Source organism: Methylobacterium sp. J-030, from assembly GCF_022829545.1.
Lineage (GTDB): Bacteria > Pseudomonadota > Alphaproteobacteria > Rhizobiales > Beijerinckiaceae > Methylobacterium.
This window is the reverse complement of the sequence record NZ_JAKSYM010000225.1, coordinates 44042-61783: the sequence shown is the minus strand read 5'-3', so window position 1 is coordinate 61783 and position 17742 is coordinate 44042. Positions and strand designations below refer to the sequence as shown.

12 protein-coding genes and 1 pseudogene are annotated in these 17742 nt (G+C 71.9%); 5 read left to right on the top strand and 8 right to left on the bottom strand.

The window, feature by feature from the left end; translation table 11 throughout:
- The first annotated feature begins 121 nt into the window (after positions 1-121).
- On the top strand, positions 122-1240 hold the full coding sequence (locus MKK75_RS15165; RefSeq protein WP_244043381.1) for an acyltransferase family protein: 1119 nt from the start codon (positions 122-124) through the stop codon (positions 1238-1240).
- Here the strand turns inward: MKK75_RS15165 and MKK75_RS15160 are convergent.
- Positions 1227-2396: an endo-1,4-beta-xylanase gene (locus MKK75_RS15160; protein ID WP_244043380.1), complete on the bottom strand. Its 1170-nt coding sequence runs from the start codon at positions 2394-2396 to the stop codon at positions 1227-1229. The two genes, MKK75_RS15165 and MKK75_RS15160, sit on opposite strands and share 14 nt — an antisense overlap.
- Before the next feature lie 162 nt (positions 2397-2558).
- Here MKK75_RS15160 and MKK75_RS15155 point away from each other — a divergent pair, with 162 nt between their 5' ends.
- Together MKK75_RS15155 and MKK75_RS15150 are read left to right on the top strand one after the other, a co-directional pair.
- A complete protein-coding gene (locus tag MKK75_RS15155) occupies positions 2559-3401 on the top strand; it encodes an SDR family NAD(P)-dependent oxidoreductase (RefSeq protein ID WP_244043379.1) in 843 nt (280 codons plus the stop codon).
- A 673-nt stretch (positions 3402-4074) separates the two neighbouring features.
- Entirely contained in the window at positions 4075-4401 is a 327-nt protein-coding gene (locus MKK75_RS15150) for a cupin domain-containing protein (RefSeq protein WP_244043378.1), read from the top strand.
- Between the two features lie 52 nt (positions 4402-4453).
- On the opposite strand, the gene MKK75_RS15145 is transcribed toward MKK75_RS15150, so the two are convergent.
- Positions 4454-5119, bottom strand: a complete 666-nt coding sequence (locus tag MKK75_RS15145; RefSeq protein ID WP_244043377.1) for a L,D-transpeptidase — start codon at positions 5117-5119, stop codon at positions 4454-4456.
- A 359-nt stretch (positions 5120-5478) separates the two neighbouring features.
- Positions 5479-7452: a glucans biosynthesis glucosyltransferase MdoH gene (gene mdoH / locus MKK75_RS15140; RefSeq protein ID WP_244043376.1), complete on the bottom strand. Its 1974-nt coding sequence runs from the start codon at positions 7450-7452 to the stop codon at positions 5479-5481.
- A gap of 295 nt (positions 7453-7747) precedes the next feature.
- Between mdoH and MKK75_RS15135 the strand changes: the two genes are divergently transcribed.
- The gene (locus MKK75_RS15135; RefSeq protein WP_244043375.1) at positions 7748-9262 is read left to right on the top strand and encodes a glucan biosynthesis protein; all 1515 of its coding nucleotides are present in this window, start codon (positions 7748-7750) and stop codon (positions 9260-9262) included.
- A 275-nt stretch (positions 9263-9537) separates the two neighbouring features.
- On the opposite strand, the gene glcF is transcribed toward MKK75_RS15135, so the two are convergent.
- From glcF to MKK75_RS15115, 4 genes and pseudogenes are all read right to left on the bottom strand, one after another.
- Positions 9538-10866, bottom strand: a complete 1329-nt coding sequence (gene glcF, locus MKK75_RS15130; protein WP_244043374.1) for a glycolate oxidase subunit GlcF — start codon at positions 10864-10866, stop codon at positions 9538-9540.
- Positions 10867-11000: 134 nt separating this feature from the next.
- Positions 11001-12188 carry a glycolate oxidase subunit GlcE gene (gene glcE / locus MKK75_RS15125; protein WP_244043373.1) on the bottom strand — a complete coding sequence of 396 codons (1188 nt, stop codon included), beginning with the start codon at positions 12186-12188 and terminating at the stop codon, positions 11001-11003.
- A gap of 127 nt (positions 12189-12315) precedes the next feature.
- A complete protein-coding gene (locus MKK75_RS15120) occupies positions 12316-13758 on the bottom strand; it encodes a lipopolysaccharide biosynthesis protein (RefSeq protein ID WP_244043372.1) in 1443 nt (480 codons plus the stop codon).
- Positions 13759-13879: 121 nt separating this feature from the next.
- Positions 13880-14191 (bottom strand): annotated as a pseudogene (locus MKK75_RS15115) (hypothetical protein); the annotation flags it as partial.
- A gap of 602 nt (positions 14192-14793) precedes the next feature.
- On the opposite strand from MKK75_RS15115, the gene MKK75_RS15110 reads away from it, so the two are divergent.
- Positions 14794-16566 (top strand): cache domain-containing protein, encoded by a 1773-nt coding sequence (locus MKK75_RS15110; RefSeq protein WP_244043371.1) that lies wholly within the window; start codon positions 14794-14796, stop codon positions 16564-16566.
- A gap of 26 nt (positions 16567-16592) precedes the next feature.
- Here the strand turns inward: MKK75_RS15110 and MKK75_RS15105 are convergent, their stop codons facing one another.
- Complete coding sequence (locus tag MKK75_RS15105) at positions 16593-17099, bottom strand: GNAT family N-acetyltransferase (protein ID WP_244043370.1); 507 nt, start codon at positions 17097-17099, stop codon at positions 16593-16595.
- Positions 17100-17742: the final 643 nt, after the last annotated feature.

Genomic DNA, 17742 nt, shown 5'->3' with positions numbered 1-17742 from the left:
ATTCACCATCCGGCGATGTCTTTCGAAGTACCGCGTCGTCTACGGATGTCGGCGAGGCCGAAAATACCGCTTATTGATCGGGGTAAGGTCGTCCTCGCCGGGAAGGAGAAGCCGCCCCGTCATGCCGGAATCCGGGAAACAGGTCCCCGCATCGATGCCCTACCTGCCGCAGCTCGACGGGGTGCGGGCGCTCGCCATCCTGATCGTGTTCGCGGCCCATTGCGGCTACAGCCACGTCGTCCCCGGAGGTTTCGGGGTCACGGTCTTCTTCTTCCTCAGCGGCTACCTGATCACCACCCTGCTGCGGATCGAGCGGGCGCGGACCGGCGGGGTCTCGCTCCCGGCCTTCTACCTGCGGCGATCCCTGCGCATCCTGCCGCCGATGTACCTCACCCTGCTCGCCGCGGGCGGGCTCTACGCCGCGGGGCTGCTCGACTGGATGCCGGTCGAGCCGGCGGCGATCCTGGGGCAGGCGACGTTCCTGACGAACTATCCCGGCCTGCTCGGCACCGAGGCGGTGCTGCCGGTGCCCCTCTGGAGCCTCGCCATCGAGGAGCACTTCTACCTGGTTTTCCCCCTGGCCTATGTGCTGTGGCTCGGGCGTCTGCAGCCGCGCCGAGCGGCATTCGCGTGCCTCCTCATCTGCGGGGTGGTGCTGGCGATCCGGTGCCTCAACGTCTGGCGGCTCGCCGACTACAGCCTGAACTATTCCTGGACCCACACCCGCATCGACGCGATCCTGTTCGGCTGCTGCCTCGCCTTGTGGAACAACCCGGTGATCCCGGCCGACGCAGCGTGGCGGCCGCGGGCGTGGCATGTCGGCCTGAGCCTTGCGGTGATCCTCGGCACCCTGGCGGTGCGGGCGCCCGCCTTCCGCGAGACCCTGCGCTACAGCCTCCAGAGCGCGGCCCTGTTCGTGCCCTTCGCCTACCTGCTGCACGGGGAGGGACCCGCGGTACGGATGCTCGCCAGCCGGCCGATGCGCCAGCTCGGGCTGTGGTCGTACAGCTTCTATCTCGGCCACATGGCCGTGGTGGCGCTGGTGCTGCACCTGAAGCCGAGCCTCCACGGCCTGGCGCTGATGCTCGTGGCCTTCCCGCCAGCGCTGCTCTGGTGCTGGGCGCTGTACAACCTCGTCGAGCGCCCCTGCGCGCGCCTGCGCCGCCGGCTGCTGGTGGACCGGCCGCCCGAGCCGATCCTCGCCGACGGAGCGCGGCAGGCCGGGGTCACGCCCGCCTGAGCTTGTCCCGCGCGGCTTTGTGGTCCGGCGCCGCCGCGAAGGCGGCCTTCATGGCGTGCCAGAGGGCCTTGCGCCGGAACTGCGAATCCAGCGGCAGGGCACGCTGGGGCAGGCCGTCCGGCCGCTTGCGGTAGGGATGGTCGTTCAGCCACGTGTCCGGGTCGTAGATGTCCCAGGTGAGCACGTCGAGGAGGGCCGGCTCGTCCAGCGCCACGTCGAGGTAGCGCCGCGCGAAATCGGCCACCATCCGGTCGCGGGTCGGCACATCGGAGGGGAAGGCCCGGTCGTCGATGTCGAGTTCGGTGATCGCGATCCCAAAACCCATCTGGCCGATCTCGCGCAGGAAGCGCCGCAACTGGTTCTGGTCGATCGGGATCGTGCTGGTGAGGTGCGATTGCAGCCCGAAACGCCGGATCGGCACGCCGCGGCTGCGCATCGCCTCCAGCCGGCGCAGGACTTTTGTGCGCTTGGCCTCCATCCACGGCGCGCCCTGCTCGACCGCATCCTCGTTCCACGTGCCAGCGGCGGCCGGATCGGTCTCGTGCAGGATGCGGAACGCGAGGTCGACGTAGCCGGGGCCGATCGAGGCGAGCCAGGGCGAGTCGCGCAGGCCCCCGCCGCGGTCGGGATCCGCCTCGTTGCCCAAAATCTCGTTGACCACGTCCCAGGCGACGATCTGCCCGCGGTAATGGCCCGCCACGGTCTCGATCCAGCGGCGCATGAAGTCTTCGCCCTGCGCGGCGCTCGCCCGTCCGAGCAAGGGGCCGACCCAGGGCGGGAGCGCCGCGTGCCAGACGAGCGTATGGCCGCGCATCGTCTGGCCGTTCGCCCGGGCGAAGCGCAGGATCGCGTCGCCCCGCGCGAAGTCGGTCCGGCCCGGGGCGGGCAGCACCTCCTCCATCTTCATCTCGGTGCCGCAGACCAGGATCCCGCATTCCCGCGCCACCGCCTGCCGGTAGGCAGGGCTCGCGTCGAAGCGGTGGAACGGCACCTCGCAACCGTAGAGCAGGCCCTTCGCTGCAGCCGCTGCCTGGAGGCTGTCGCTCGACCAGGACGGGCGGCCGAGCGGCCCGAACTCCGCCGCGTACGTCGTCCTGGCCAGCCCCGCGCAGGCCGCCCCGGCGAGAAGGGATCGGCGGCTCGGATGAAACGGCATGCCGCATCCTCTGGGTTCGGCGGGAACACCGGTATCAGAGCATGCGGCGGCGGAGGTTACGATCCGCTGAGTCTGCGGGCGCGTCTGTCCGATCCGGCGCGCCAACTCGCCTTCATCCGGGCTCGCCCCATCTGAAGGGCGCCATCCAGCCGAGGATTCGTCATGAGCCAGCACCCCGCCATCAGCCCCGGCCGCAGCGCGGTCGTCACCGGCGCTGCGAGCGGCATCGGGCTCGCCGCCGCGCAGGCCTTCGCGCGGGCGGGCATGAACGTCTGGCTCGCCGACCTGCCGGGGCCGGCCCTCGACGCCGCCCGCGCGGCCGTCGCCGAACTCGCCGCCGTCGAGGTCCGCGCGGTGCCGACCGACGTCTCCGACCGGGGCGCCGTGGAGGCCCTGGCGGGCGCCGTCGCGCGGGGCGGGCCGCCTGCCCTCGTCATGCTGAACGCCGGGATCGAGGCCGGCGGCAAGCTGTTCTCGGACGCCGAGACCTGGCAGCGGATCCTCGGCACCAACCTCTGGGGCGTGGTCAACGGCATCCACGCCTTCGCGCCCGGCATGATCGAGGGGGGCAAACCCGGCGCCGTCATCGTGACCGGCTCGAAGCAGGGCATCACCACGCCGCCCGGCAACGCGCCCTACAACGTCTCGAAGGCGGGGGTGAAGGCGGTCACCGAGGCGCTGGCCCACGAGCTGCGCACCCGGGAGGGCTGCCGGACCACCGCGCACCTGCTGATCCCGGGCTTCGTCTACACCGGGCTGACCAAGGCCCGCGGCGTCGCCGAGAAGCCGGCCGGCGCCTGGACGCCGGAGGAGACCGTGTCGTTCCTGTTGGAGCGGCTGGCGGCGGGGGATTTCTACATCCTCTGCCCCGACAACGAGACCACCCGGGCGCAGGACGAGAGGCGGATTGCCTGGGCGGCCGGCGACATCATCGAGAACCGGCCGGCGCTCTCGCGCTGGCATCCGGATTTCGCCGAGGCGTTCAAGCGGTCCATGGAGGGATAGATGGCCCGCCGGGCCCGCCCGTCGGCACGCGTCAAGGAGCCGATCGTCGGCCCGACGGCCACGACGGCCAGGGGGCCGCCTTCCTCCGCTTCGGCAACGCCCTGCACGGGCAGGCGTAGGTCGCCAGGTCGGTCCGGGTCCGGCCAGGGGTCCGGCCAGGGGTCGGGTCGGGAACGATGACCGGGCGCTCCTCGCGGCCGCGCTCAAACAGTTGCGGAAGGCGGAGCATCGCCGCGTTTATCACCGAGCTGACGGACGGCACCGTGACCTTCGCCCAGGCGCAGGCGATCTGGCGGGAGACGGTATGCGACACGGTGCGGAGCGTGTGGAACGACCCAGAAGCGTTCGCGCGCTTCCGCCTCACCGTGCGGGACCGGATCGATCCCCGTGTCTGGCCAGCCAGCACGCCGCGGTTCCGTCCGGATCCGGCTCGGCGATAGGGAAAGTCGTGGAGCGTCCTCCACGGGTGTGCAGCAATTCAGTCCGCGCCTCGCTCATTCATATCGCGCTGCCCTGGAATGCTTCGCTGCGCTCGCAAAGACGCTGTCTGCGACCGTCCTTGTACGGCCGTATCGCTTCGGCCTGTCGCACTGAACCGCACTGCCGGGGCGGCCGAAGGCTTGCATCGGATCGGCGCGGGCACCATTCGCGTGTCCGTTATCCCGGAGTCGCCATGGCCTTCGCCTGTACCATCCCGGCCACGCCCACCGTCCAGCAGGACGACGCCACCGTGCGCATCACCCGCTGGGATTTTCCACCGGGCGCGGTGACCGGCTGGCACGAGCATGGCTGGCCGTATTTCGTGGTGATGCTGGTGGACGGGGTGCTGCGCGTCCACGACGGCGCGGCGGTCAGCGAGACGGCGCTCGCGGCCGGCCAGTCCTACATGCGCCCGGCGGGCATCCGGCACGACGTGATGAACGGGTCGGACCACCCGATCGCGTTCGTCGAGATCGAGGTGAAGCGGCCGGACGCGCTGGTCACCCTGCCGGCGGCCTGAACGCGAAAGGGCCGACCTCGCGGCCGGCCCTCTCCAAAGGTCCCAAAACGAATCAGCGCTGGACGATGACCTTCGTGCCGACCTTGGCGTGCGTGTAGAGGTCCATCACGTCCTCGTTGGTCATGCGGATGCAGCCCGAGGAGACGGCGGTGCCGATGGTCTCCGGCTCGTTCGACCCGTGGATCCGGTAGATCGAGCCGCCGAGATACATGGCGCGGGCGCCGAGCGGGTTCTCGATCCCGCCCTTCATGTAGCGCGGCAGGTCGGGCCGGCGCTTCAGCATGGTCGACGGCGGGCGCCAATCCGGCCACTCGCGCTTCATCGTGATGGTCTGCACGCCGCCCCAGGTGAAGCCCGGACGGCCGACGCCGACGCCGTAGCGCAGGGCCTGACCGCCGCCCATCACGTAGTAGAGCCGCCGCTCGGCGGTGGAGACCACGATCGTGCCGGCACCGTACGGGCCGTTATAGGCCACGATCTCGCGCGGGATCGCCGACATCTGCGGAACGGCCGCGTCGGCGCTCAGCGGGTCGGCGGGGTTGAGGGCGGCGTTGGCCACGGGCACCGCGACGGTCTCGACGGCCTGCGGGCGGACGCGCACGGAGAGCGCGTCGTTCAGCGGCTGGCGGGTCAGCGGGTCGATCTCGTAGGCGAGGGCCGGCGCGGCGCAGGCGGCCACGCCGAAAAACCCGATCAGGGCGGGAAGAAAACGACGCATCAAAGCCTCTCGGGCAGGCGCGGACTCTAGAGGGAACGCGGCGAATACCGCGGCACGATGCCGTGCCGATCCTCGCCAAGGGGTAAACGCTCGCGTCCTAAAGCCAAGTCTGAAACCGGCCCCTCGGGCCGGTTCCGACCGGCCGTGACTCGATGGCAACACTGTGGCAGCGTGGCCGTAAAGGCGGAACCGGCAGTCGATGGTCCCGGTCGATAGCGCCGACACACCGTCTTTGCGAGCGGAGCGAAGCAACCCAGCAGCGCCACGTACTCCGCATCCGCGCTCCCCTGGGTCGCTTCGCTCCGCTCGCCATGACGGCAAGGGCCGGCTCGATCCAGAGCCCTCGGCCGGGGACTGTGTCAGGCCTCGTCGGCGGCGAGCCAGATGGCGGGCTCCCGTGACGCCGGGCGGATCGGGGCATGATGCGCCCCATGGGGGGCCGGCAGGCCGCGGATCTGGGCCAACTCGGCGAGTTCCGGCGCCTGCGCGGTGTCGTCGGCGTTCAGGAACAGGCCGCGGGCCCGGGCCGAGCGTCCGAGATCGGCCCGGCTGGTCCAGACGCTCTGGGCCGGGCTGGTCAGCAGGGCGAGCGCCAGCGGCGCCAGCCACAGGGCGAGCCACGCGTCGCCGACGAGGACCAGCGCGAAGGCGATCAGCGCGCCGACCACCACGGCGTCGGCCTGAAGCCGGAACGCCTCGCCCCAGGAGACCTGCCGGTCGTCGCGATCCTGCGTCTCCCAGCGCACCACCCGCCCGAAGAAGGTCGCCACCACGGCGCCGGCGGTGAACAGGGTCAGGACCGGCCAGAGCACGACCCAGACGGCCTGTTCCAGGGCGGCGCTGGCGAGCAGCGACCGGGTCCCGCCGAAGGACGCGCGCCGCTCCGGGGAGGCGAGGACGTAGCCGAGGCTGAGAAGCTTCGGCAGGGCCAGCACGGCGACGCTGAGGGCGGCGAGCGCGTGGGCGGCCCGGCCCGGCCCGGTCAGCCCGTAGGCCAGGAGGCCGAGATCCCCGGTCCGGGCCGCCTGCCAGGCGGCGAGCCCGAGAAAGGCGACCCACAGGGGCAGCACCCCGTAGGAGAGGATGCCGACCAGGAAGTGCCAGCGGCTGGCGCCGTGGAGCCCCGCCCAGGGCAGCACCCGCAGGTGCTGGAGGTTGCCCTGGCACCAGCGGCGCTCGCGGCCGAGGAGGTCAACGAGGTTGGTGGGCATCTCCTCCCAGGTGCCGCCCAGCTCGGGCAGCAGCCGCACCGCCCAGCCGGAGCGCACCATCAGGGCGCCCTCGACGATGTCGTGGCACAGGATCTCGCCGCCCAGCGGCTCCCGGCCCGGCAGCCGGGGGAGCTGCGCGTGCTCCGCGAAGGCCTCGACCCGCAGGATCGCGTTGTGGCCCCAGTAGCTGCCCTCCGGCCCCTGCCAGGTTTCCAGGCAGCGCAGCGCGAGGGGCGCGTAGAGCCGAACGGCGAATTGCTGGATGCGGGCGAACAGCGTGTCCCGGCCCGCCGCGAACGAGACGGTCTGGATCAGGCCGGTGCGGGGGCTCTCGTGCATCAGCCGCACGAGGCGGCCCATGGTGGCGCCGGTCATGAGGCTGTCGGCGTCCAGCACGATCATGAAGGCGTACTCGGCGCCATAGGTGCGGCAGAACTCGCCGATGTTGCCGGCCTTGCGGCCGGTATTCTCGGTCCGGCGGCGGTAGCGGATCCGCGGCAGGGCCGGGTCGCCCGAGGCCCAAGCTTGAATGCGGGCGTGTTCATGCTCCTCCACGGCGGCGATGGCGCCGTCGCGGGTGTCGGAGAGGACGAAGATGTCGATATCCCCGGTCGCGGCCTGCGCGAGCGAGCGGGCCATCACCCGCAGGCGGGCGAAGACCGCCACGGCGTCCTCGGCGTGGATCGCCACCACGGCGGCGGTGCGTCCGGCTTGCGCCGAGGCGCCGTCGGCCATCTCGGACCGGCGTTCCAGCACCGACTTCACCCGGTCCCCGAGCAGGGCGGCGGCGAGCCCGTAGGCGTACTGGCAGGCCGTGAAGGCCTGCCAGCCCATCACGAGGCTGAACAGCCCGAGCACCGCCCAGGCGAGCGGGCTGACGCCCGCGGGGTAGGCGAGGGCGGCGAGCCACGCGAGACCGCCCGCCGTGACGAGGCTCGGGACCGCCAGGGCGAGGCGCCGGGCGCGCAGGACCCGGGCCGGCCGCCCGCTCTCCCAGACCTCGCGGTCGATGGCCCGTTCCGACGGATCGGGCTTGGCCGGACACGCGTTCCGATGCGCCGGCTCGGCTGAGGCGGCGACCCCCGGGGATGTGGCGCGAGGAGGGATGGCGCGTGACGACATGGCGCGAGAAACTCGACCGTGGAAGGCTGCCGGCCGCCCCGCCGCCTGAGGCCGGAAGCCGATGACCGTGGACACCGATATGCGGGGCAAGGACACGGAGCCGGCCCGGCCCGATGGGCGGCCGGAAGCCGAACGGATCGATCCCCCCTCCCGGCGCCGCGTTCTTCGAACCGTCCTGACCGCGGCTGCCGGCACGGTTCTACCTAGCGTAGCCGAGCTGAATGGGTCCAGAACGTGGGCCGGGTCGGCGCTTCCGTCGCAGGGTGGACATTCGGCGGGTGGGCCGGAGGGTCGGATGACCTTCGAAGCGCTCGCGGAGGAGGCCGCGCGCCGGGCCGCCGCGCCCTACGCGGCCCCGCCGCAGGACCTGCCGGCCGCCCTCGCCGGGCTCGACTACGACGGCTACCAAGCCATCATGTTCCGGGCCGCCGAGAGCCTGCGTCTGGGTCCGCTGTTCAGCGCGCAATTCTTCCACCGGGGCTTCCTGCAGCGCAAGCGCGTGGCCCTCCACCTCCAGCCGCTCGACGGGCCGGACCGCCCGATCCCCTACGAGAGCCGGCTGTTCGATCTCGGCCCACGGCTCGCCGGCCAGAGCTTCGCGCCGGACCTCGGCTTCGCGGGCTTCCGCCTGCACTACGCCTTCCCCGACACGCCCGCCTGGCGCCCGAAGGGTTTTCAAGCGGAGTTTCTGGTGTTCCTCGGCGCCTCGTATTTCCGGCTGCGCGCGGCCAACCAGGAATATGGGCTCTCGGCGCGGGGCCTCGCCATCGGCACGGGCGCGCCGGAGGGGGAGGAATTTCCCGATTTCGTCGCGCACTGGATCTGCGAGCCCGAACCGGGGGCGCAGACCCTGACGGTGTTCTCGCTCCTCGACAGCCCGAGCGTGGCCGGCGCCTACCGGTTCGCGATCAGTCCCGGGGATCCGGCCCGGATCACGGTCACGGCCGCGCTCCATCCGCGGGTGCCGCTGGCTGAGCTGGGGCTCGCGCCGCTCACCAGCATGTTCCTGTACGGCGAGAACGGGCCCGGCGCCCGCGGCGCCAAGCCGTTCGACGACTTCCGCCCGCAGGTGCACGACTCGGACGGGCTCTGCGTCGCCTCAGGGAGCGATCCGGCGCGGTTCGACCGGCTCTGGTGGCCACTGGTCAACGGCCGCAGGCAGCCGCAGATCTCGGCCTTCGCGGCGACGCCGCTGGCAGGCTTCGGGCTGTTGCAGCGGGAGCGAACGTTCGCCGCCTATCGCGACGTCGAGGCCCGCCAGGAGGCGCGGCCCGGCCTGTGGGTCAGCCCGGATCCCGCCGGGGGCGCCTTCGCGGAGGGTGCGGTCCGGCTCTACGAGATCCCCTCGGGCGAGGAGTACATGGACAACATCGTGGCGGCCTTCGTGCCGGCCGCGGCGGCACAGCCGGGGACGGCCCTGCGCCTCGCCTACGATCTCACCACCGTCGGGGCCGAGCCCGTTCCGGCGATCCCCGAGACGGTTTTGGCCCGGGTGACCGCGACCCGATTCGGCTCGGCGGAGCGCCTGCGCCCCATGACGCCGCCGCGTCCGGAGCGGCGGCTCTGCGTGATCGATTTCGCGGGGCCGGGCCTGCCCGCGGGGCCGGACGATTCGGTGAGCGCGGAGGTCTCGGCCAGCGCCGGCACGATGCACGCGCCGGTCTCCGCCTTCGTGCCGCAGACCGGCGGCTGGCGAATCTACGTGGAGTGGCGTCCGCCGGAGCCGATGCCGGCCGGCGACGTGGTGCTCCGGGCCCGCCTCGTCCGCGGGGGGGTGCCGCTCAGCGAGACCTGGGATGCGGCCGTCTAAGCAGGCTTCGCGAAAGTGGCCTCCGGTTTTGCGACGAAGACCTGCGGCACACCAAGGGCCGAAGCGACCGAAGCGTTGGCCTGCCGACGCAGATCTGCTTGGAGCCGCGCCCGATCGCGCTGCTCCACGGGACACGACACATGACAGGGATGTCGCGCAGCGACCGTCCCCCCCTCCGCCTGAGGCGCCGGAGCGCAGCGGAGGCCTCGAACGAGCCCTCCAGGGACCGCACGGCCCGCGGACGCGGGCACCTCAGGACCAGGGGGAGGGGAGGATCACTCCGCCGCCTCGAGCCGCGGTGCCACGCCGGCGAGCGCCGCGGGCTTCGGGCCGCCGGTCGCCCAGTCCAGAAGCTCCACCGTGTGGACGATCGGGATGCCGGTCCCCTTCCCGATCTGCGTGGCGCAGCCGATGTTGCCGGTGGCGATCACGTCGGGGCGCACGCGCTCGATGTTGGCGACCTTCCGGGCGCGCAGCTTCGCGGCCAGTTCCGGCTGCAGGATGTTGTAGGTCCCCGCCGAGCCGCAGCAGATATGGCCCTCCGGCACGTCCTTCACGGTGAAGCCCGCGCGCTTGAGCAGCGTCTTGGGCTCCAGGCGGATGCCCTGGCCGTGCTGCATCGAGCAGGCCGAGTGATAGGCCACCACGAGGTCGGTCTCGGCGACGGGGGCCAGATCGAGCAGCGCGAGATACTCGGTGACGTCCTTGGCGAGGCCCGAGACCCGCCGCGCCTTCTCGGCATAGGCCGGGTCGTCGCGGAACAGGAAGCCGTAATCCTTGATGGTCGTGCCGCAGCCCGAGGCCGTGACCAGGATCGCGTCGAGCCCCTTGGCGATCTCGGCGTCCCAGGCGTCGATCGCCTGCTTGGCCAGCACATGGGCCGACTCCGCCTTGCCCATGTGGTGGGTGAGCGCGCCGCAGCAGCCCTCCGCGGCGTGGATCACCTCGATCCCGTGCCGGTTGAGCAGGCGGATCGCCGCCGCGTTGAAGTCCGGCCGCAGCACGCTCTGGGCGCAGCCGCGCAGCAGGGCGACGCGCTTGGAGGCTGTCCCGGTCGTCGCCGGGAACCGGCCGGGTCGGTTGGTCGGCTCCCGGGGCGGCATCCCCACGGGTGCGAGGTCGAGCATCGCGGCGAGCCGGTTCCCGATCCCGGGCAGACGGGCGACCAATCCCCGGAACGGGGCGCCGAGCTTGGCGCCGATCAGCGCGAGGCGGAAGCGGTTCGGATAGGGCAGGACCTGCGCCAGCAGCGCCCGCAGGAACCGGTCGCCGGCGGGGCGCGCGTAGGTCTCCTCGATATGCGTCCGGGCGTGGTCGACCAGGTGCATGTAGTGCACGCCCGACGGGCAGGTGGTCATGCAGGACAGGCAGGAGAGGCAGCGGTCGACATGCTTGACCACCTCCGCCGAGGCCGGCTTGCCGCCCTCCAGCATGTCCTTGATCAGGTAGATGCGGCCGCGCGGGGAATCGAGCTCGTCGCCGAGCAGGAGGTAGGTCGGACAGGTCGCCGTGCAGAAGCCGCAATGCACGCAGGTCCGCAGGATTTTTTCGGACGCCGCCATGGCGGGATCGGCGAGCTGGGCGGGGGCGAAGTTGGTCTGCACGGTCTCTTCCTGCCTGCTCTCCTCCCCCTTGCGGAGAGGAGTGAGAGGTGGGGGCGGTGCAGACGGCACCGTAGCGCTCGATCCTGAGCCACCCCCACCCCTGGCCCCGCCCCACAAGGGGGAGGGGATGAAACTCAAACCTGCGCGTACATCCGGCCCGGGTTGAGCACGCCGTTCGGATCATGCGCGGTCTTGATGCCCGCGGTGAGCTTCATCAGCGGCTCGGCGAGCGGTTCGAACACCGGCACGGCGGCGCGCACGGCGTCGGGGGCGCGCACCAGTGTGGCGTGACCGCCCTGGGCCCGCACCGCCTTCCGCACCGTCTCGGCGCCGGCATCGCCCTCTCCGCCGGTGGCGAGCCAGATCAGGCCGCCGCCCCAGTCTAAGAACCAGCGCGCGTCGCGCTCCGCCGCCACCGCGGCCGCCAGGGCCGGCCCGTGGCCCGGCGCCGTGGAGATCCGCCACAGCGCCGCATCCCGGGGTTCGGCGAGCGGCGTCGCGTCGCGCACAGTCCGCCACAGGGCGGCCCCGGCCGCGCCGTCGACGATCCCGGGCTGGCCGTAGCGCTTCAGCAGGCGCGTGAGCTCGCCCGTGCGGTAGTCGATCGACTCCGAAAACCCTTCCAGGCGCATCAGCGTCCGCGCCTCCGGGGCACCGATCCCGGCCGGCAGGTGCGCCGCCCCGGTCAGCTCGAACGGCGAGCCCAGGGCCTCCGACAGGGCCGTGACTGCCCGGGCATCGTCGAGGCCCGGAAACACCAGGGTGGCGACGCGCTCGCTCGCCGGCAGGACCTTGAAGGTCACCTCGGTGAGGAGCCCCAGCGTCCCGTGCGCCCCGGCCATCAGCTTCACGAGGTCGAGCCCGGTGACGTTCTTCATCACCCGCCCGCCCGACTTGATCGCCTCGCCCCGTCCGTTGACGAAGCGCACGCCGATCAGGCTGTCCCGGGCCGCGCCCGCATTGATCCGCCGGGGGCCGGCATTGTTGATCGCCGCGACCGCCCCGAAGGTCGGCTCGCCGCCGGTGCCGTAGAGGCCGCGGAAGTCCATCGGCTCGAAGGGCAGCATCTGGCCCCGGGAGGCGAGCAGCGCCTCGACATCGGCGAGCGGCGTCCCGGCCCGGGCCGCCACCACCATCTCAGCGGGCTCGTAGAGCGTGATGCCGGTGAGCGCTCTTGCCGAGAGCGTCGCGGTGTCCTGCGCGGGGCGCCCGAGCCCCGCCGCGGTGCCGCCGCCTTCGAGCCGCAGGCGCTCGCCGCGCCCGGACGCCGCCCGCACGATCTCGGCGGCCTCAGCCTCGGTGCCGGGCTCGTAGACGCCCATGTTTCCGCCCTGGTGTAACCTGGATCTATTCCAGAACGGGTGTCGCCTTAACCGCCACCGGATTCAAGCGGAGGTGGAGTCGCGGGGTTTCAGCGGGCGAATTTCCTTGCGGAGCCGCCGCCGCGCGCTACTCCGCGGCAACCGCGCGCCCCGGACGCAGCCGCGCGCCGACCTGCCGGCGCAGCCCGGCGATGTCGAAGGTCCAGACCAGCGCCCCGTAGAGGACCATCCCGGCGGGGACCAGCACCGCCAGGGCGGTGGCCGGCGGCAGGTGGCGGAACGGCGCCAGCGCGAGGCCCATCGCGGCGCAGGCCAGCGACGCCGCCCCGATCGAGCCCCAGGGCAGGCGGATGCGATCCGGACCCGTGAGGGCGCGCCAGCCGAGCCACAGCCCGGCCGCGGCGAGGCCGGCGGTCTGCGCCAGCGCGACCCCGATCCCCCCCAGCCGGTCCGGCAGGACCAGCAGGCCCGCCCCGTTGACCGCGAGCCCGACCAGCGCGGCGGCGATCACCGGCAGGGTCCGGCGGCGGATCTGGAACACCGGGTTGAGCGCGTAGAACATCAGGGTCAGGCAGAACAGGCCCGGCATCAGCGCGACGCTGTAGCGTGCGAACGGCCCGCGATAGGCATCGGGCACCACCAGGTCCTGGAGGGCCGGCAGCACGGCCCAGAAGCCGACCGCGCAGGGCGCCAGCAGCGCGAACACCATGCCGGCATTCCCGGCGACCTGCGCCTCGGCGGCGGCGCGGCCATGCTGCTCCTCGGCCTGGACGGCGAGCTGGAACAGCAGCAGGTCGAGGGCGGTGCCGAGCGTCATCAGCGCCCGTGACGTGACGTCGGCGGCGAGCGCGAAATAGCCGGCCTCCGCGAAGCCGGCATGGCCCGCGATCGCGCCCCGGTTGACGAAGGCGAGGCACTGGTAGGCGGTGTTGGCGGCGATCAGCGGCAGGCCGTAGCGGGCGAAGACCCGCCAGGTCGCCGAGAGGCGCGGCTGCTCGAACGGCGCGTGCGGGTCGCGCAGGGGGCGGCGCAGCAGGACGACCGCCAGGAACTGGCTCACGCCCGCCGCCGCCAGCACCCAGGCCGGCTGCGGCAGCCACCACGCGGCCGCGGCCATCAGCGCGAAGGCCAGCACGTTCTTCACCGCCACGAGGCCGAGATAGAGTTTTCCGTCGAACCGGGCGCGCGCCAGCGCCGCGTGGTAGTCGAACACCCCGATCCCGAGGGCCGCGAGCCCCGTGCCGCACAGGACCGCCGCGCGTCCGTCCGGGCCGCCCCCGAACCCGAATGCCCCGCACAGGGCGGCGGCGGCGAGCAGCAGCAGGCCGATGCGCCGATAGGCCCGGTCGAGCCCGTGGCGGATCCAGGGCTCGTCCACGCGCACCCGCCCCGAGTAGAAGCGCGTCGCCGAGAGGCGCAGCCACTCGAACAGCACCGTGTTGAGAACGGTCGCCCCGGTGGTGGCCAGGGCGAACCGCCCGAAATCGGCGGGCCCGAGCAGCTTGGCGATCAGCAGGCCCAGGACGAAGTTGAGCCCCGCATTGATGATGAAGGCGGCGATTACGGCCATGAGAGGCAATTCATGAGCGTCGCGGGGCTCTCGAAGGATGCAATAGCGTAAGGCTCGATTTGTAAAACTCCCCTAACGCGGCGGGATCGGGGCGGACCGCCGGTCCGACACCGCTGGCGGCTCAGGCGGCGCGGACGGGGTCGAGGAAGCGTTCGACCTCGGCCGCGAGAGGCTCCGATTGGCGCTGCAGTGCCCCGGCGGCATCGAGCACCTGGCCCGCCGCCCGGCCGGTTTCCTCCGCGGCCCCGGCCACGCCCACGATGGTGCCGGTCACCGCGCCGGTGCCCTGCGCCGCCTGCCCGACGTTGCGCACGATCTCCTGCGTCGCCGCACCCTGCTGCTCCACTACCGCCGCGATCGTGGTCGCGACCCCGTTGATCAGCCGGATGCGGGCCGCGATCGCACGGATCGTCGAGACGGCGTGGCCGGTGGAGGCCGGATCCCCGCGGCTAATGGTGCGTGGTTGTCGAGATCTACGACGGATCAAGATCCGTACCGGCGGAATGCGTCGAGCCGGCCTCCTCGATCGATGTCCGGTGCGGCCGCGACACCGCGGGCCGATCCCGCCCGGAGGGTCCGTCGATCGCTCCCTCGCAACCGCGGGCGACACGAGTTTCAGGCGCGCGGCCCGTGACGATGCGCGACAGGCTCCCCCCACCCCACGGAAGAAGGGACCCGCGCCCCTTCGAGTCGACGACTGAGCCCGCCGAGGCTGCCAAGGCGTGTCGCCCGCAGCCCGGGCCTGACGGCGTTCCCGGATCGGCGGGGACGGCCGGACCGTTCCGGGGACCTACGGAACCGGTGTCATCCTGTGCGATGTGTAGAGGCAGAGGCGATGTCCGATCCGGCCGCATCGCGCACTGGAGTGAACTATTTTTCCGCCTCGATCGGGCTCGAACGCGTATTGCATTCGATCAGACGGATATCAAACGCCGCACGAACGACGGCTAAATCAGCACACGACCTCGGCCATGGCGGTTTGTCGATTCCCTGTCCTGGGGTTAAGCGTCGGCCGCGCCGTCAGAGGACAGTGGCATGAGGTTGAAACACTGGATGCGATTGACGGAATCCCTGTCGTTCCGGATCGGCATGTTGGTGACCGTTCTGCTGGTCATCGCGATGGGAATCGTCACCGGACTGCTCTACGTCGAGATTCGCGAGGAACTCATGCATCGTGCCGGGCTGGCGCTCGATGCCAACCTGCGCCTGCTTGAGCAGAAGCTCGGCGATGAGGGCGGCCCCGGCGCGTTCTTCTCGGTCCAGGATGGCAAGCTCTTTCTCGGCGCACACGCGATCAAAGCCGACGATCCGGCGGTGGACCGTGTGAAGGATGTGCTGGGCGGCACCGCGACCGTGTTCCTCGGCGACACGCGGGTCGCCACCAACGTGATGACGGCGACGGGCAGCCGGGCCATCGGAACCAAGCTGGGCCAGGGCCCGGCCTACGACGCGGTCATCGGGAACGGGAAGGGCTATCGCGGGGAGGCCGACATCCTCGGGACGACCTACATGACGCGCTACGAGCCGATCCGGGATATCGACGGCCGGGCGATCGGGATCCTGTATGTCGGCGTGAAGAAGGCGGATTTTCTCGCCTCGCTCGACACGCTGTTCCGGCGCGTCCTGCTCAAAGGCGCGCTCGCTACAGTCGTGGGGGTGGTCTTCTGCTGGGTCGTCCTGCGCCGCGCGATGGGACCGGCCGCGACCCTGACCAGCGTGCTGATCGACATTGGTCAGCATCGGCTCGATCGCGCGGTTCCCGCCCTGGAGCGGCGGGACGAGATCGGCGCGATGGCGCGCGCGGTCCAGTCCCTGCGGGACGATGCCTGGGCGCGCAGGCGCCTGGAGGAGGAGGCCGGGATCGCGGCCGCCGAGAAGGCGCGGAACACGGCCCACATCGAGGCTGCGCTGACCGATTTCCAGGATGCGATCCGGGACGTGGTGGCGCTGGTATCGCGCGACACCGCCGAGATGGACCGGATGGCCGAAGCGCTGGCCACCGTCTCCGCCCGGACGGCCGAAGAGTCCAGCGTCGCCTCCGCGGTATCCGCCGAGACGTCGGAGCACGTCACGGCCGTCGCCTCGGCCACCGAGGAGTTGTCGGGCTCGATCCAGGAGATCTCGCGCCAGATCGACGGGATGTCCCGGACGGTCCGCCAGGGCAGCACGACAGCCCTGGAGACCGCCGCGCAGGTGCGCGACCTCGCGGTCACGGGCGAGCGGATCGGGACCGTGGTGGCCGTCGTGCAGGCGATCGCCGAGCAGACCAACCTGCTCGCCCTCAACGCGACGATCGAGGCGGCCCGGGCGGGCGCGGCGGGCAAAGGCTTCGCCGTGGTGGCGGGCGAGGTGAAGGTGCTGGCCGAGCAGACCGCGAAGGCGACGCACGACATCGCGGCGCGCGTCGCGGAGATCCAGGAGGGCACGCGGCGCGCGGTGACCGCCAACGACGCCGTGTCCGGGCTGATGGAGGCGATCCTGGCTGCGGCCACGAACGTGGCGGCGGCGGTGGAACAGCAGGAAGCCGCCACCCGCGAGATCGCCCGCAGCGTCCAGATGGCCGCGGACGGAACCGGCCGGCTCGCCGACAACGTGACCGGCGTCCGCACGGTGGCTGGCCAGACGGAGAGCACGGCCAACAACGTGCTCACGGTGGCGCGCACGCTGCGCTCCCTGTCGGCGGAGATCGAGGTTCAGGTCCGCGGCTTCGTGCTCACGCTGCGGCAAGGCCCGATGGATCGCCGCCAGCGGCAGGACCCGAACCACCACGGGCCGGAGCGGCGGGGCTCCCGGGCTGCTGCGGCCTGACGGAGGCGGCTCGACGGCCGCCGCCCCTACAGCGCGCGCTCGTAGCGCCACGCCTCCATGCCGTCCTCGTAATAGTCGGGCCGCACCGCGAAGCGGGTGTAGCCCCGGCGCTCGTAGAGCCGGATGCCGGCGCCGTTGTCGGCCCGCACCTCGAGCCGCAGGCGGTCGCAGCCATGGGCGCGCGCCCGGTCCTCCGCGGCGTCGAGGAGCTTGCCGCCGAGCCCGAGACCGCCGCGGTTCGGCGCCACCGCGATCGAGGCCAGCCGCGCGATCCGGCTGCCGCGCCGCCGCTCCAGCACCGCCGCGCCGACCAGCACGGGGGTCGGATCCCCGTCCGGCGGATCGATCAGCGCCGCCAGCACGTCCATGGTGGGCGACAGGATCGCGTAGCGGATCGCCCGGCGTTCGGCACGGTCCGAGGCGAAGGCGGCGTGCTCCAGGGCGACGAGGGCGTCGAGGTCGGCGCGCGTGGCGGTGCGGATCGCCGGCTCGGGGAGCCCGGCGCCGACCGGGTTGCGGAGCGGGGCGCTCACGCCCGCGCCGTCGCGATGGATCTGCCCGGCCCACCCATCGATCACTCGCCCGAATACGCCGCCCCGCCGTCAGATGCCCGCTTCCGCCGCGCTTGGGAAGTCCGGAACGGCCGCCGGGGCATCCGGAATGCGCCGTTTTTGCAACGGCCGGCCCCGGGTGTGGATGACAGGTGAAAAACCCAGTCCTCCAGGTTGTATCGGCCTTGCCGAAGCGGGGCATTCCCCATATATGCCGCTTGCCCAATTTCGCACGTGCCTGTGGCCGCGTGTCGGTTGGTGGGCATCCGGTCAACTGCCGGACAGCCGCCAGGGGTCTTAAAGGATCGATGGTCGCAAGGGTGGATCCCTACGGCCGGCATCCAGGTGGCAACACCGGACCCCGACAACAACCGGCAGCCGGAGGCGAAACCGGCGAACCCCGCTCTCCACGGGGGACGCAGCTTAAAGCAACGACGAACGGGCTTTTTTGGTCTCGTCGGCCCTCCACAGGCCGGCACCGAAGAGGCTTGTTTCTCTTTGCCCGGCGTGCGGTGGGGGTCCCCCCTTCCAATCCACGGCAGCTTCCGGGTGCACTGCGCCCGCTCTGACGCACGTGTCTCCAACACGCGTGGGTCCGTGCGACGCATCGCCCCCTGACGCCGGC

Coding starts and splice junctions, on each gene's coding strand:
- MKK75_RS15165 (WP_244043381.1), top strand. CDS start 122: ATGCCGGAATCCGGGAAACAGGTCCCCGCATCGATGCCCTACCTGCCG.
- MKK75_RS15160 (WP_244043380.1), bottom strand. CDS start 2,396: ATGCCGTTTCATCCGAGCCGCCGATCCCTTCTCGCCGGGGCGGCCTGC.
- MKK75_RS15155 (WP_244043379.1), top strand. CDS start 2,559: ATGAGCCAGCACCCCGCCATCAGCCCCGGCCGCAGCGCGGTCGTCACC.
- MKK75_RS15150 (WP_244043378.1), top strand. CDS start 4,075: ATGGCCTTCGCCTGTACCATCCCGGCCACGCCCACCGTCCAGCAGGAC.
- MKK75_RS15145 (WP_244043377.1), bottom strand. CDS start 5,119: ATGCGTCGTTTTCTTCCCGCCCTGATCGGGTTTTTCGGCGTGGCCGCC.
- mdoH (WP_244043376.1), bottom strand. CDS start 7,452: ATGTCGTCACGCGCCATCCCTCCTCGCGCCACATCCCCGGGGGTCGCC.
- MKK75_RS15135 (WP_244043375.1), top strand. CDS start 7,748: ATGACCTTCGAAGCGCTCGCGGAGGAGGCCGCGCGCCGGGCCGCCGCG.
- glcE (WP_244043373.1), bottom strand. CDS start 12,188: ATGGGCGTCTACGAGCCCGGCACCGAGGCTGAGGCCGCCGAGATCGTG.
- MKK75_RS15120 (WP_244043372.1), bottom strand. CDS start 13,758: ATGGCCGTAATCGCCGCCTTCATCATCAATGCGGGGCTCAACTTCGTC.
- MKK75_RS15110 (WP_244043371.1), top strand. CDS start 14,794: ATGAGGTTGAAACACTGGATGCGATTGACGGAATCCCTGTCGTTCCGG.